Source organism: Rhodococcus sp. PBTS 1 (genome assembly GCF_001620025.1).
GTDB lineage: Bacteria > Actinomycetota > Actinomycetes > Mycobacteriales > Mycobacteriaceae > Rhodococcoides > Rhodococcoides kroppenstedtii.
Genome location: NZ_CP015219.1, coordinates 480,485 through 496,071, shown reverse-complemented (window position 1 = coordinate 496,071; position 15,587 = coordinate 480,485). Strand labels below are relative to the sequence as shown.

General features: G+C 70.4%; 9 protein-coding genes. 6 read left to right on the top strand and 3 right to left on the bottom strand.

All coding sequences use genetic code 11. From position 1 onward, the window contains the following. Positions 1 to 20: 20 nt before the first annotated feature. Positions 21 to 7,178, bottom strand: coding sequence for a non-ribosomal peptide synthetase (locus A3Q40_RS02210; RefSeq protein WP_068099605.1), 7,158 nt, complete (start codon positions 7,176 to 7,178; stop codon positions 21 to 23). Positions 7,179 to 7,434: 256 nt separating this feature from the next. Here A3Q40_RS02210 and A3Q40_RS02205 point away from each other — a divergent pair, with 256 nt between their 5' ends. Both A3Q40_RS02205 and A3Q40_RS02200 read left to right on the top strand, forming a co-directional pair. Continuing rightward, a complete protein-coding gene (locus A3Q40_RS02205) occupies positions 7,435 to 8,280 on the top strand; it encodes an esterase/lipase family protein (RefSeq protein WP_157889470.1) in 846 nt (281 codons plus the stop codon). 62 nt (positions 8,281 to 8,342) lie between these two features. Then, positions 8,343 to 9,245, top strand: a complete 903-nt coding sequence (locus tag A3Q40_RS02200) for a glycosyltransferase (RefSeq protein WP_068099603.1) — start codon at positions 8,343 to 8,345, stop codon at positions 9,243 to 9,245. On the opposite strand, the gene A3Q40_RS02195 is transcribed toward A3Q40_RS02200, so the two are convergent. Both A3Q40_RS02195 and A3Q40_RS02190 read right to left on the bottom strand, forming a co-directional pair. Further along, the gene (locus A3Q40_RS02195) at positions 9,242 to 10,360 is read right to left on the bottom strand and encodes a hypothetical protein (RefSeq protein ID WP_068099602.1); all 1,119 of its coding nucleotides are present in this window, start codon (positions 10,358 to 10,360) and stop codon (positions 9,242 to 9,244) included. The genes A3Q40_RS02200 and A3Q40_RS02195 overlap by 4 nt on opposite strands. Further along, positions 10,357 to 11,358, bottom strand: a complete 1,002-nt coding sequence (locus tag A3Q40_RS02190) for a polysaccharide pyruvyl transferase family protein (protein ID WP_068099601.1) — start codon at positions 11,356 to 11,358, stop codon at positions 10,357 to 10,359. Before A3Q40_RS02190 ends, A3Q40_RS02195 begins: the two co-directional genes overlap by 4 nt. Positions 11,359 to 11,495: 137 nt before the next feature. On the opposite strand from A3Q40_RS02190, the gene A3Q40_RS02185 reads away from it, so the two are divergent. The 4 genes from A3Q40_RS02185 to A3Q40_RS02170 all read left to right on the top strand — a co-directional run bounded on the left by A3Q40_RS02185 (position 11,496) and on the right by A3Q40_RS02170 (position 15,567). Continuing rightward, a complete protein-coding gene (locus A3Q40_RS02185; protein ID WP_068099600.1) occupies positions 11,496 to 12,455 on the top strand; it encodes an esterase/lipase family protein in 960 nt (319 codons plus the stop codon). 324 nt (positions 12,456 to 12,779) lie between these two features. Then, the gene (locus tag A3Q40_RS02180; RefSeq protein WP_235606400.1) at positions 12,780 to 13,622 is read left to right on the top strand and encodes an alpha/beta fold hydrolase; all 843 of its coding nucleotides are present in this window, start codon (positions 12,780 to 12,782) and stop codon (positions 13,620 to 13,622) included. Positions 13,623 to 13,674: 52 nt separating this feature from the next. Continuing rightward, on the top strand, positions 13,675 to 14,604 hold the full coding sequence (locus tag A3Q40_RS02175) for a glycosyltransferase (RefSeq protein WP_157889469.1): 930 nt from the start codon (positions 13,675 to 13,677) through the stop codon (positions 14,602 to 14,604). Between the two features lie 93 nt (positions 14,605 to 14,697). Beyond that, positions 14,698 to 15,567: a glycosyltransferase family 2 protein gene (locus A3Q40_RS02170; RefSeq protein WP_068099598.1), complete on the top strand. Its 870-nt coding sequence runs from the start codon at positions 14,698 to 14,700 to the stop codon at positions 15,565 to 15,567. Positions 15,568 to 15,587 lie beyond the last annotated feature (20 nt).

Below are 15,587 nucleotides of genomic sequence, written 5' to 3'. Positions count from 1 at the left end.
GGCGTCCTCTGCGGACGCGGTCACGCCGACACCCGGTGGTGGGTCACCGACACGGTGGCCTCGGTGGGACCGTAGAGATTGTGCATCGTCGGGCCGTCGGGTCCGGTGGCGGCCCGCACGGCGTCGACGAGACCGGCCGGCAACGCCTCACCGATGCAGAGGATGTCGCGCACCGAGGCCAGCGCGTCGCCGACCCCCGACCGGTCGTGCGCGAGGAACGACGCGAGCAGCGAGGGCACGAAGGTCAGCGTCGTGACGCCGTGCCGCCGCACCGTGTCGGCCAGGATCGCCGGGTCACGATCGCAGTCGGGCGGGCCGACCACCAGCCTCGCTCCCCCGATCATCGGCCACCACAGTTCCCACACGGAGAGGTCGAAGGTGACGCGGGTGCGCCAGAGCACCGCGGAGTCCGGCGTCGACGGGACGACCGAATGCAGCCAGAGCAACTGGGCCGCGACGGCGCCCTGCGGGACGAGAACGCCCTTGGGTGCACCCGTGGAGCCCGAGGTGAAGAGAACGTACGCCGGATGACCCGGTGTCGCGGACATGCCGGTGCCCCAACGCCGTTCGGCCGCGCGCACGCGGCGCCGACGATCCTCGGGCCACGACGGGTCGACGGGCAGATACGCCGCCCCGGTGGAGACGATCGCCTGCACCTCCACGAGGAAGTCGACGGTGCGCTCGGCGTCGACCGCCACCACGGATTCAGGGCCCACGCCGTCGGCGACCAGCTCGTCCCGACGGGCCCGGACGAGGGCACCGAGCTCGCCGTAGGTGAGCTCGCGGTCCCCGTCGACCACGGCCACCCGGTCGGCGTACGTGCGGTACGACGCCGCGAGCAGGTCGGTGAGCGTGAGCGGCGGTGTCGTGGATTCCGCGCCGACCGCCAACAGAGCGGCCTCCTCGGCCGGCGCCATCAACGGTGCGTCCCCGACGGGTCGCGCCGGGTCCGCGACCAGCGCCGCGAGCAGCACGGGAAGGGACCGCGCCCAGGCGTGCGCGGTGGCCTCGTCGAACACGTCGGTGGCGTAGGTCAACGCTGCCGTCATCCCGGCCGGATCGTCCTCCCCACCGCTGGATTCCGCGACGACGAGATGGAGGTCGTACTGCGACGTGCCGGGATCGACGTCGAGCGGCGTGAACTCGACGCCCTCGACCGTCGCCGACGGCCGCTCCAGGTTCTGGTACGAGAGCATGATCTGGAACAGCGGGTGATGCGCGGTGGATCGCACCGGGTCCACCGCGTCCACGACGCGCTCGAACGGCAGCTCCGCGTGGCCGAAAGCGTCGAGGTCGCTGCTGCGGACGGACCGGACCACCTCGTCGAACGCTCGACCGAGATCGATGCGACTGCGCAGCACCACCGTTCCGACGAACATCCCCACCACGTCGTCGAGCAGCATGTCGCCGCGGCCGGCGACCGGAGTGCCGATCACGATGTCCGTCTCCCGCGACCACCGAGCGAGAAACACCGCCAGAGCCGCGTGGACGACCATGAACGGGGTGGCGCCGGTCGCGGCGGCGAGGCGCTCGACGCCGCGCCGGGTGTCGGCGGAGAACACCACCGGCACCGTCCCCGCACGGAGCGACGCGACCGGGGGGCGTGGGCGATCGGCGGGCAGGATCGGGGCATCCGGCGCACCGGCGAGATGGTGCCGCCAGAATCGAACGTGCGCGGCGGCCTCGCTGGTGGGGTCGGCGTCGTCACCCAGCCGAGCCCGCTGCCACACGGCGACGTCGGCGTACTGCACCGGTAGCGGCGCGACATCGGGGGTGGTTCCCACCGCTCGGGCGGCGTACGCGGTCAACAGGTCTCGCACCAGCGGCCGCATCGACTCCCCGTCGAGCGCCACGTGATGCACGACGAGCGCGAACAGGAAGTCCTTCTCGCCCAGGCGCCACAGTCGTACCGCGATCGGCGGTGCGAGGGTGACGTCGAAGCGCGTGCCGACGATCTCGACCACCTCGTCGTGCGGGTCGCCCGTCACCTCGATCGGATCGAGGTGCACCGGAACGGCATCCGGCGCCAGCACCTCCTGGTAGGGGCCCTCGTCGGAATCGGGATACCGCGTCCGGAGGATTTCGTGACGGGCGACGACGTCGCGGACCGCGTCCTCGAGAGCCGCGACGTCCACCGGCCCGGTCATCCGCGTGACCAGCGGAACGTTGTACGCGGTGGCTGCTCCGTCCGACCCCGGTCCGGTCACGTCGAAGCGATTGGCGAACCACATCCGGGCCTGCGCGTACGACAGAGGCGGTCGCGCGGGCCGCGGCAGCGAGCCGAGGGCAAGATCCCGACTCTCCGAATCGATGTCGGCTTCCGGCGCGGTGAGGTACGCCGCCAGCGCGGCGGCGGTCGGCCGATCGAAGACCGCCCGGACCGGGACGCGCCGACCGAACTCACGCCCCAGCCGCGACGCCACCCGCGTGGCGCCCAGCGAGTCGCCACCGGTGCGGAAGAAGTCGTCGTCGATGCCCGTCTCGGTGCCCCCGGTGACGGCAGCGAACGCGGCGAGCACCGCGCGCTCGGCGTCGGTGCTGGGAGGTCGGCCGAGGTTCTGGAGACCGGGGCCGACCTCGGGGTCGGGAAGAGCCACCGTGTCGACCTTGCCGTTGGGCGTCAATGGAAGTCGTGGCAGCAGCGTCACGGCGGACGGCACCGAGGCCGGCGGCAGGTCCGCCGCGAGCAGCGCTCGCAATTCGTCGGCGCTCCGTTGCCTGCGGTCGACCGCGTAGGTCACCAGCACGGTGTCACCCGACGGTGCGGCTCGGGGAACCGTCACGGCGGCCTCGACCCCGTGACGCTGCGTCAGCACCGCGTCGACCTCGCTCGGCTCCACCCGGATGCCGCGGATCTTCACCTGGGTGTCCACTCGGCCGACGTACCGCAGCACCGGGGCCGCGGCGTCGGTGGCGACGACCGCGCGGACCAGATCGCCGGTTCGATACATTCGGGACCCGTTGTCGGAGTACGGATTCGGAACGAAGCGCGAGGCGGTGAGGGCGCTGCGGCCGTGGTAGCCCCGGGCGAGACCGTGTCCGAGGAGGTAGAGCTCCCCGACCGACCCCAACGGCACGGGCTGCAATCGCGCATCGAGGACCAGGGCGCCCATACCCGTGACAGCCCGACCCACCGTCACGGCCGCGCCGGGTCGCGCCGGTTCCGAGAAGTGGCTCGCGACCGTCGCTTCCGTGGGCCCGTACGCGTTCACCAGTCGGATACGGTCCGCCCAGGCATCCCGCACGCCGGGCGACAGCGGCTCCCCGCCCACCGACGCCATCTCGAGCGACGGCAGGCGGTCGGGATCCAGGGTGGCGAGCACGCCCGGGGTGGTCGACAGGTGTGTGACACGCTGCGCCGCCAGCAGATCCGCCATCTCGTCGCCACCGACGACGTCCGGTGGGACGACGACGAGGGTGGCACCGCCGAGGGCGAACACCAGCATGTCCATGACGTACGGGTCGAAGCTCGGCGATGCCGTCTGCGCCGGCCGCGACCCCACCTCGGTGGCGAATCGGCCGCGGGTCTCCGCGGCGAGCCCGGTCAACCCGGCGTGGGTGACGACGACACCCTTGGGCGTACCCGTCGATCCGGACGTGTAGATGACGTAGGCGGCGGAGTCGGGGCGAATCGTCCCCCGGCGCTCCAGGTCGGTCACCGGGCCGATCGCCTCCGAGTCGGAGTCCCGCTCGGACTCCGACCGGGTGACGTCGAAGGCTGTCCAGGCCACGTCCGCCGGCAGCTCGGCTCGCCGGGACTCGGCGCAGAGTCCGAGGCGCACACCGGAATCGGAGACCATGAAGGCGAGCCGGGCCGGCGGATAGGACGCGTCGAGCGGCAGGTAGGCCGCACCGCTGGCTGCGACGGCCCACACCGCCACCACCATCTCCACCGACCGCGGGAACGACAGGGCCACCACGGTCTCGGGGCCGGCCCCGCGCGCGACGAGCGACCGCGCCAGAGTCGACGCTCGCGCCGCGAGTTCGCGGTAGGAGAGGGTGACGACGCCGTCGGTGACGGCCGGCCGATCCGCGTGCCGCGCAGCCGCGTCGAACAGCAGGTCGGGCAGGACACCCGCACCGACCCCGACGGGTCCGCGCAGGGAGGCGATCAGGCGCCGCCGACCGTCGGACCCGAGCACGTCGAGGTCGCCGATCGGGGTGTCCGGCGCGGTCACCCCGACCTCGAGGACCCGGGTCACGACGGACAGGGCCGACGCGACGGTGGGCGCGTCGAAGAGGGCGGCCGAGTACACCATCGACAGGGCGATACCGGCCGGTCGACCGGCGTCGTCGACGCCGGCCTCGGCGGTGAGCAGCACGTCGTCCTTCGGGGTGCCGACCGCGCCGTCGAGGACGGACACCCGCAGACCCGGGAGCGCGACGTCGATCTCGGATGTGGCGGCGCGATAGGCGAATCCGACGCGGTGGACCGGTGCGTCGGCCCGCCCGGTTCGGGCGACGACCCAGTCGAAGGGCACGTCCGCGGCGTCGTACGCCGCGAGCGTCGTGTCGCGGACCCGCCGCACGACGTCGGCGAAGGTGTCCTCGGGGTGCATCCGCACCCGCACGGCGACGGTGCCGACGAACATGCCGACGACCGTGGCGAGCGCCGGATCCGTCCGGCCCGCCGTGGCGACGCCGACGGCCAGGTCGGACGAGCCGGACCAGCGGCCGATGCCGACGGCGTGTGCCGCGAGCAGCACCATGTGCTCGCTGACACCGAATCTCCGCGCACAGGCGTCGATCTCGCGGTGCAGCGCAGCCGGAACCGCGCCGCGGACCTCAGCGGCCGTCGGCGTCCCGGCTCGCTCGCTCGGCAGCCGATCGACGGGCAGCGCCAGGTCGGTCGGCAGACCGTCGAGCGCCCGATCCCAATGCTGCAGTTGCCCGGTGGCGTACGGCGTCGGCGCATCGGGGGTGCCCAGCAAGGCCCGCTGCCAGCGTGCGTAGTCCACGTAGGCGACGGGCCGGTCGGTCCACGCCGGAGCCTCGCCGCGCGACCGCGCGGCGTAGGCGGTGACCAGATCGGTGACCAACGGCGGCAACGACTCTCCGTCGACGACGAGGTGATGGACACACACCACGAGCACGTGGTCCGAGGCCGAGAGACGCAGCAACGTCGCCCGATACAGCGGTCCGGCGGTGACGTCGAACGGCTCGGCCACCACGCGGGCGACCTCGTCCGCGACCGACTCGGCGGACACCGCACGCGGCTCGAGTTGCGTTCGCGGAACCTCGAGGAACTCGATGTAGGGCCCGTCGTCGTCCTCGGGGAATCTCGACCGCAGACTCTCATGCCGGACAGCGAGATCCGCCAGTGCCGCGGCGAGCGCATCGACGTCGAGGTCCCCCGTCAAGCGCAACACCAACGGCACGGTGTAGGCGGAGGAGTTCGGCTCGAGCCGAGAGAGAATCCACAGCCGCACCTGAGCCGGCGCGAGCGAGAGCCGTTCCGGCCGCGGCGTGTCCGCGATGTCGGACAACCGGGGCACGTCGGAGTCGGGGCTTCGACCGGAGTCCAGGCGGTGCGCCAGCGTCCGCGGTGTGGGAGCGTCGAAGATGTCCGCCACGCGCAGACGTCCGAGACCCGCCGCGTTCAACCGGGCGACCGCCTTGGTCGCCACGAGCGAGCTTCCGCCCAGATCGAAGAAGCTGCTGTCGTACCCCACCACCGTGGTGCCGAGCAGGTCGGCGAACACCGTCTGCACCAACTCCACGGTCGACGACCGCACGTCCAGCGCGGTGTCGGCATCGCGCGCGGGGCCGACCTCCACCGCGGGCAGCCGACCGGGGTCGACCCGCCCGCCGAGGCCGAGCGGCAGCGCGGTGATCAGGACGGTCGCGTCGGGGCGGGCGTAGTCGGGCAGGTCGTCGCGAACGGCGGCCCGGACGTCGTCGTCGGAGCGTGCGCCGGACGACCGTAGATAGGCCAGGAGCACCGTCCCGGTCGCGGGATCGTTCCGCACGACGACGTGCGCGTCGAGGACGCCGTCCACCGCGCGCAGCCGAGCGACGGTGTCCGCGACGTCCACGCGGACACCGCGACGCATCGCGATCTCGCTGCCGGTGACGGTCACGGCGCCGGACCTGTCGACCGTCGCCCGCACGCCCGTGTGCAGGGACCGACCGCCGTCCGCGGCAGCGACCAGGCCGGACGCCGTCGTCGCGGCCGTCGTCGCACCGCACGCCACGGCGTCGCCGACGGCGTACAGGTCGCCGACCACGCCCGCCGGGACGCGGCGCAGCCGGCGGTCGAGCACCGCGGCGGAGTCGGCGGCCAGCGCGCCGAGTACCCCGGGCACCAGGTCGACCGACCGCACTCGGTCGGTCGCGACCGGCCCCGGCGCATCCGTCACCACCGAGACGTCGCACCCGTCGAGGTCCGGCAGCTGGTGGGCCGTGGCGGCCACCGCCGCGATGCCGTCGCGCCGGATCTGCTCGGCCACCGAGACCGATCGATCCACCACCACGATGCCGACGCCCGACAGCAGAGGTCCCCAGAACTCGACCGGAGCCCACCGCTCGTCGGCCGCGTGCCACCACAGCACCGGTCCGGCGACGGTGTCCCACACCGACCGGCATCCGGCCAGGACCGCCGCGTCGTCGTAGAGGTGGACCGCTTCTCCGTCCACCACGGCGAGCACGCTCGGCGGGAGGACTACGCCCGGCGCGAACCCCTCGCCCGCCGGCGACCCGTGAACGAGACACGCCCCGGCGAGCACAGCGGCCACGGCGTCGATCACCGCGTCCACACTCTCGACGGTCGGGGCGACGACGACCGACTTCCGGCGGTCTGCGAGGACCGTCGCGCGCTCCCACATCTCGCCGTAGGTCACCACGGTCGACCCGTCGCGAATCGCCGGTCGAGCCGGGTCGACGTCGACCACTCGGCGCAGCACCCGGCGCACGGTGGTCTCGACGACGGCCGACGCCCGCACGACGCCGGGCAGCTCGGCCCCGTACCGGGCGGCGTCGGCCGGAGCCGAGGCGGTCGCGGCCGCCACGATCGCGCCGTCGGGCGCCGCAGCGAAGGTTGGCACCGCCGCGCGCAGGCCCGCGGCCGTCGCGGCCAGAGCGGAGAAGCGAAGTCCGTCGGGACGGTCGGGGAACACCGGGGCGTCGGGGACCAGGCGAGCCGCCCGATCCACCAGGCCCGTCAGGTCGCGTGGTGTCACCGGTGCCGTCCCCTCCCGTCCTGTGGACCCGTCACCTCACAGTAGTGCGCGTCACCCACCCGACCCCGGAACCGTCGTGAGGTCTCACGACGTTCACAGACGACGGCGGTAGTCTGTGGAGTCGTCCGGGGGGTCGACGACCACCCCGCCTCACGCCGCGAACCAGGAGCCGACACCGCCGATGACGTCCACACCCACGCCCGGGAACGGAACGGGGAAGTCCCCGATCGCCGTCGTGGCCGCGGCGGTCGGCGCCATGATCGGCACCATTCGGCACGCCCGCGCGCAGCCCAAGAGGGTCGACGACATCGCGGGTGTCAACGACTTCCGGCGGCGGTCCGTCCGCCGACGACCGGTGGTCCTGGTGCACGGCACCTGGTGCAGCGCGTACGACACCTGGCACACCATGGCGCCGGCCCTCGTGGAACGCGGCTACCCGGTGTTCGCCCTGGACTACGGCCATCGTCGGGGTTACGACACCACCAACGTCTTCAACATGGTCGGCGGCGCGGACATCGCGGAGTCGGCACGCGAGTTGGCCGGGTTCGTCGAGCGCGTCGTCGCCGTCACCGGCTCGGAGACCGTCGACCTCGTCGGGCACTCCCAGGGCGGCACCGTCGCGCACCAGTACCTCAAGTTCAACGGCGGTTCGAACGCCAACGACCCGACGCGGAACCGGGTTCGCTCCCTCGTGACCCTGGGCGCCACCAATCACGGCACCACCTACGGGAACAAGCAGATCGTCGGCGCCGTCGTCGAGAAGCTCGGCTTCCCCGTGGTGGGAACGACCGATGCGACGGTCGGCCCGTCCTACGCCCAGCAGCTGTTCGGGTCACCGTTCATCGCGGCGCTGAACGAGCACGGCGACACCGTGCCCGGGGTGCGATACACCGTGGTGGCCACCAGGTTCGACACGGTGTCGACCCCTCCCAAGGCCACGTTCCTCGAACCCGGGGAGGGCGCCGTCGTCACCAATCTCTGGTTGCAGGACGTGGCACCGGACTCGACGGCCGGGCACATGGAGCTGACCACCGACCGCGCCGCCGTCGGGGTGGTGCTGAACGCCCTCGACGAGTCACAGGACCGTCGGCAGCTTCACTGACGGGTCCGGACGGGCCTGACGGGAGCCCGTCGCGGGCGTAGCGTGACCGTGCAGGAGGTTCCATGGCCGACACCGGCGCACGTACCCCGCTCACCCTGTCCGTGGTCGTTCCCGCCTTCGACGAGGGCGATGCGATCGAACCCTGCCTCACCCGCCTCGCGGCGCAGACCGTGCCGCCCAGTCGGATCATCGTGGTGGACAACGGCTCTCGTGACGACACCGTGGCGCGTGTGCGCCGGTTCGCGGACCGGTCCCCCGTTCCCGTCGACGTCCTGTCCGAGCCGACCAAGGGCACCGTGCACGCGCGCACCCGTGGGTACGACGCCGTGACGTCGGATCTGATCGGGCGGATCGACGTCGACACTCACGTCGAACCGGACTGGGCCGCCCGCATCGTCGACTTCTTCACCGACCACGGCGAGACCTACAGCGCGGCGTCGGGGTTCTGCGTGGCCTACGACCTGCCGTTCCAGGACAGGTTCGCGCGCGTTCATCGATCCCTGTCGGAGTCTGCGCAAACCCTGCTCGACGCCGGCGGCGACATCGACAACGGGCGCCTCTTCGGATCCAACATGGCCCTGAGTCGGGCTGCGTGGCGGGACGTGCGCGCCGATCTCGAGGACTCGACGGCGAAATTCGAGGACCTCGATCTCAGCCTCACGCTCACCGAGCACGGTCACCGCATCGCATTGGTGCCGTTCCTGTCGGCCCCGATCTCGGGCCGCCGCTACCTCACCCCGATCCGCCACTACGTGCGCTATGCGCTACGTGAGATGACGACCTACGACCGGCACGGCCTGCCCGCGGAGAAGCGCAAGGCGTGGGTCCGACTGGCCACGGTCACCATGCCGTTCTACCTGGTGATGTGGATCCCGTTTCGGGCGTACGACCCCGAGCGCGGCTCCTTCTCGATGCGCCGCCTGGCCCGGTCGGTGGTCGGCGCGCGTCGGCTCGGCTGGACCTAGAACGGCAGCCGGGCCGTCACCCACGCGTGTGCGCGGAACATCCGCGACCAATAGCGGTCGGAGCGGTCGACGGCGCGCTGCATGGCGGCCAGCAGGTCGGGCGTGCCGGTGCCCGCGGCCGTCATCGCGTCGATGTTGCGCCGCATCGCGCGGGCCTGCCCGCTGGTCAACCGGAGCGCACCCACGGCGTCGGAATCGATGTGGTGCGGCAACGTTCGGCATCGACCGCCCACCGCGCGGAGCGCCAGCATCGTGCGGAGGCACTTCTCGCACCGGCCGCAGTTGTACGCGCCGTCTCGGTTCTGCCAGCAGACCCGCAGGTGCTCCATCGCCGTCGGGTCCTGCGCAATGCGTGCGATCTTCGTCGGCCTCGTCACCTCGATCGCGTCGTGCTCGAGAACGGATGTCGCTGTCGCCCAGTGGTGATCGAGGTCGGGGTGCGTCCCCCACGGCGGCGTCTGTCCGCGAACGAAGCTGCTCGGCACCAGCACCGTTCCGACGTGATCGGACAGCGCGATGGCGACGTGCGCCATGGCAGCCCCGTGATAGAGCGGACCCCAGGACATGCCGTGCCGGTCCGACATCTCGCGGACGTCGGTCCGCACCACCACGAGGGTCTTGTTCAACGACTCGGCCGCTCGTCGCACCTCGGTCAGCGCCGTGTCCACCAGCGGATGCCCGGGCGCCAGATCGAACCCGACGACGAAGATCAGGTGGGTGATGCGTTCGTCCCGCGTCAGCGTCGAGTAGAAGGAGTCGACCCCGCCGCTGAAGAAGCAGCCCACGCCCGCGGCCCGATCCACGGGAAGCTCGACGACGGGTGCGTCGACGGTGGCCCGGCCCAGGTGGGAGTACCACGACGTCAGCGTCGTCTGGACGCGATCGAGCCCGGCGGCCTGCGTGTCGTCGACGGCTCCGTCCAGACGCAGCGTGTGGCCGTGTCGCATCGCGACCGGGACCAGCAGGGGCACCGCGGACGCCGTGGGGGCGGCGAGCGGGACGTCGGCCGTCGTGGTCACGGTGAAGGCGCCCCGCGGTGTGGTGACGTCGACCGTGATCGTCGTCGGATCGGCCAGGCGCGCCGATCCCCGCACGCCCGTCGAGTGACCGGTCACGGCCGACCCCTCGAAGCGATGTGGGCGCGGGCACGGTCCATCGCGTCGGCGAAGTCGGTCGCCAGCGTGACGTCGGGCAAAGAGCCGAGATAGTCGCGGTGGATGGCCGAGACCTTCTTGTTCACGTTGTCCACCAGGAACACCGGCCTCCCCAGCAGGGCGGCCAGGACACCACCATGCAACCGATCGGTGACCACCACGCGCCCACGTCCCAGGCGCGCGCACGCCGCGTCGAGATTGAGCGCGGTCCGCAGGTCCATGGCGGCGCGCGCCAGCGGGTACGCGGGGCGTCGCAGTCCGGGAACCCGCCATGCGGCGGCCTCGAGCGCCGCAGAGGTCCACCATCGAGCGTTCGCGGACAGCCCCAACGACCAGTCCACCTGTTCCTCGCTCGGCCTCAGCGTCGGGGGCCGGTCCACGGCCTCCGCGTCGCGGCGAGCGAGGACGACGACGTCCGTCACGGAATCCGCCGGCGGCGCGACGTCTGCCCCGAAGGCGAGATCGGGGCAGAACCGAACATCGGCCGTCGGGAACGCGTCGGCGGCACGCTCGGTACCCCGCCGGTCTCGGATCAGGATCGTCAGGTCGGGGTGCTTCTCGTAGACCGCCCTCGTCGCCCGTAGCGCCTCCTCGTCCGTGAAGTCGAACGACTGGGGAAGTTGAACGATGCGGCGGTGAGGGAAGTCCGCCACGACGCGCTCGCGGAACCGCTGGTGCATCGGCCAGCGATCGCCGAAGTTCCCGCCACCTTGCAGCAGAATCGGACCCGTCGGCACGCGCCGTTCCAGCAACTCGGCGTCGTAGGTGTGGGGTGCACAGACATAGTCGACGGAGCAGCCCAGCGCGCCGAGATATGCGAGGGTTCCCGAGTAGATCAGGTGGTCGCCCGCGTTGAAATAGTGCGGGTGGTCGAGCAGGGCGACGGGGGTCCGACCGATCACGGAGCCGAGCACGTCTCGCGTCAGTCCTCTGACGTCATCCACGAACCTGTCGGGCATTCGGGAAACGCTACCGAACGGCATCGTTCGGCGGCCCTGTCACGCCGGATGAGCTGTGACCCATACCACTCCCGTCACATCTGTAACATCGAAGCGTCGTTCTACCTCGCCCGCACCCCGAATCGGAGTACTGCACCATGGTGTGTCGCGCCCGCTCACTGTTCGCAGCCGTCACGGTCGCCTCGGCGGTCGCTCTCGGTGGCGGTGTGGCTCAGGCCGACCCCGCTGTGACCGTGCCCGGCCCGTCCGACGTCCCGCTGCCCGGCGCCGCAACCGACCTGCCCGGTGCCGACGACCCGTCGTGCGTGCCCAGTCCCCAGCACCCTAATCCGGTGGTGCTCGTGCACGGCACCTGGTCCAACGCGCGCGCCACGTGGTCCACGCTCGCTCCCGAGCTCCAGGCGCAGGGGTATTGCGTGTTCGCCCTGAACTACGGCCAGCCGGCGCTGCTCGAGCCCGACAACCTGCTGCGCCTGTGGGGCGGCGCCGACATCCGCGACTCCGCGAAGCAGTTGGCGACGTTCGTCGACGCCGTCCGCGAGCGCACAGGTGCCGCGAAGGTCGACATCGTGGGCCACTCGCAGGGCGGCACGATGGCCCGTCAGTACCTGAAGTTCGAGGGCGGCGCCGATCTGCTCGATCCCGCCCGCAACAAGGTGGACAAGCTCGTGACGCTCGGCGCGACGAACCACGGAACGACCTACGACGAGAAGCAGCTGCTCGGCAAGCTCGCCGAACTGGTCGGATTCCCCGTGCAGGATGCGGCTGCCGTGGCGGTCGGCCCGTCGGCCGTCCAGCAGATGGTCGGCTCGCCGTTCCTCGAGGTCCTGAACGCGGGCGGCGACACGATGCCGGGTATCACCTACACGGTCGTGGCCAGCCACAACGACACCGTCTCCACTCCGCCCGAGAACACGTTTCTCGCTCCCGGACCGGGCGCCACGGTCTCGAACGAGTGGGTTCAGGACGGGTGTCCCGGCGCAGCGGTCGATCACATGGGGCTGACCTCGGAGCCGGCCGCAGCTTCGCTGGTCCTCGAAGGCCTGGACCCTTCCTTCGTCGCCGATCGTCCGGCGTCCTGCTCGACCGGCGAGTGATCGGCCGAGTTCTGCACGAGACGGTTTTTTCCGGGCGCTTCCACCGACCGGCCGCGCCCTCGAACCAAACTCGGCCAGCCGTGCAGGGCACGATTCCCCACGAGAACCGACCATCGTCTCGAATCATGGCCGTGCCCTGGGTTTTTCGCCCATCGCCTCCGACCTTCGCGTCATCGACCATCGGTAGAATAGGCCGATCGGTCTGTAACGGCCGTTCCGATCAGGAGAGGGGCGCGGGGCGTGAGGCGCGACGTGGGCCGAGATGTGTACGAAGCTAAGGGAGTGAACGAACGCAGCGCGTTGGGGAACTCGGACCATGTGCCCGTGACGGACGAACGGCATCCGCGTCGCCTCCACTACTGCACCGACGGCGACGGCCCCATGACGGTGCTTTTCGAAGCCGGACTCGGTAAGTCGCGTTCGACCTGGGCCCTCACCCAACCTCTCGTAGCGCGGTTCGCCCGGACTGTGGTCTACGACCGCGCCGGACTCGGCCGCAGCGAACCCGCGACCGCTCCTCGAACGTTCGGAGCGTTGCTCCGCGATCACCTGGCGGTGCTCGATACCGCGGTGACCGGTCCGTGCATTCTCGTCGGGCACAGTTACGGCGGACCCATCGTGCGCCGCGCGGCAGCGGAACGGCCTGACAAGGTCATGGGGGTCGTGCTGGTCGACGAGGTGAACGAGAGTGCGGGTGCCGACCTTCTCCGACGCGCCATGACGGGCGCGAGTGCGCTGTACGGCACCCAGGTCTGGTTGGCGCGCACGGGGCTGCTCGGACGGGCCCTCCGCCGGACCTATTTCCGGACGCTCGACGGCGACGCTCTTCGCGAAGCTATGACCGAGTCGGGTCGCGTCGGCGCCGCCAAGGCGGCTCGCTCGGAATGGCGAAACATGATTCCCGGCATACATGATCTCGAGGCCACCGGCCCGCACATTCCCGACGTTCGCCTCACCGAGATCAGCGCACGGAGGAGTCGCACACCGGAGCAGTTCGAGCGCGACTTCATTTTTCAGTCGCACAAGACGACGGCCGAGTCGGTCACAGAAGGACGGCACGTGTCGTCGAGTTCACGTCATCATTACATTCAGCTGACGGAACCCGAGCTCGTCGCCGCCGAGATTCGGCGCATCTCCGACGAATCGCGCGTCCGCTTCACTGCGTGAGCGATATCGCTTTACGCCCGGTTCTCGGATCACCGCCGAGAATGCGGCCGAGTTGTATCCGGGCGAGTGGACTTCGTCCCGCCCATCGGCGTTAATGGACGACATGACGCGCCCGACCCTGTCGGTGGTGGTGCCGACCTACAACGAGTCGGCCGTGATCGAGGCCTGCCTCGATGCGCTCCTGGCGCAGTCGGACGACATCCACGAGATCGTCGTCGTCGACAACAACTCGCAGGACGACACGGTCGAGAAGGTCGAGGCGCGCGCTGCCGAACACGCCGACGCGACGGGACGGGACCCCGTCGTCGTGCTCCACGAAACCCGGCAAGGGCTGCCTTTCGCCCGCGACACCGGCCTGAACGCCGCGACCGGCGATGTCCTCGCACGAATCGACGCGGACGCCCGCGTCGAGCCGGGGTGGGCGCGTGCGACTCTGGACTTCTTCCACCGGTACGGCGACGTCTACGCAGCCGGCTCGGGAACGTGCACGGCCTACGACCTGCCGTTTCAGGACAAATTTCGGGCCGCGCAGGATGCTCTCGGCCGGACGGTGAGACAGAAGCTGGCCGACGGCATGGACGTCGATGCGCCCAGGTTGTTCGGTTCCAACATGGCCCTGACGCGCGAGGCCTGGTGTCGGGTTCGCTCGGTGACGTCCACCAGGACGGACATCTTCGAGGACGTCGACCTCACCATCTGCGCGACCGAGAACGGCATCAGATGCGCGATCATTCCGGACGCGCGAGCGCTCATTTCGGGTCGCCGCTTCAAATCGGGGCTGGTGTCCTACCTTCGGTACAGTTGGTGCGATCAGCGAACGTTCGCGATGCACGACCGGAAGGCAGAACGACGACGTGCGGTGGTGACAATGCTCACCGTCACGATTCCGTTCTATCTCGTCATGTGGGCACCGTTCCGCATGTGGGATACACGGACCGAGTCCTTCGATCCGATGCGATTGTTCCGCGCGCCGCACGACTGACACCCTGTTTCAGGGGGAATCGCCCGACTCGGCGCCTGTTCCCCTCGACATCGCATTCGTACGGCGGCTGGATGGTGCCGTACCGTTGTACTCATGGATTTGCCCACGCTGTCGCTCGTCATTCCCGCATTCAACGAGGAAGACACCATCGAGTATTTGATCGACTCGCTCCGAGACCAGCTGGACGAATTTCACGAGATCATCGCGGTGAACAACAACAGCACCGACCGCACGGCCGAGATCCTCGAGCGACTCGAATCCGAATTGCCCGTCCTTCGTGTGGTCAACGAGCCCAGGCCCGGTGTGGTCATGGCACGGAACGCCGGCTTCGACGCGGCCGTCGGCGACGTCATCGGGCGGCTCGATGCCGACGCACGGGCGAAGCCGGGGTGGGCGCGGACGGTTCGCGAGTTCTTCGCCACGGCAGCCGAGGACGTCGGCGCAGGTACGGGTCGGTTCGACCAGTACGACATGCCCCTCCAGCGTGTGCACAAGCTCTTCCTCGACGTCGGCTTTCGCCACGACGGCGACGGTCCTCTCGAAGTGCCGACGCTGTTCGGCGCCAACATGGCCGTGCGCCGCAGCACCTGGGACGAGATCAGGCCACATCTGCTCGAGATCCCCGGCATCTTCGACGACCTCGACATCACGCTCTGCATCACCGATGCCGGGCAGAAGTCCGTGCTCATCGACGGCATGAACATCAGCGCGTCCGGTCGTCGAATGCTTTCCAGCGTGTCGAGTTACAAGAAGTTCGTCGAGTACATGCCCGCCACGTACGAGGCCCGCGGTATGCACGAGGAAGCCGAGAAGTCCAAGGCCGCGGTCCGCTCGATGCGCCTTCTGCACCTGGTGTTCTGGATTCCGTCCCGCGCGTACAACCCGGTGTCCGGTCGCTTCTCGCTGAAGCAACTCCTCAGCAAGCACCCGGAGCGAGTCCTGCCGTACGAATCCGTGAGCTGACGTCCCGCAGCACCACCACC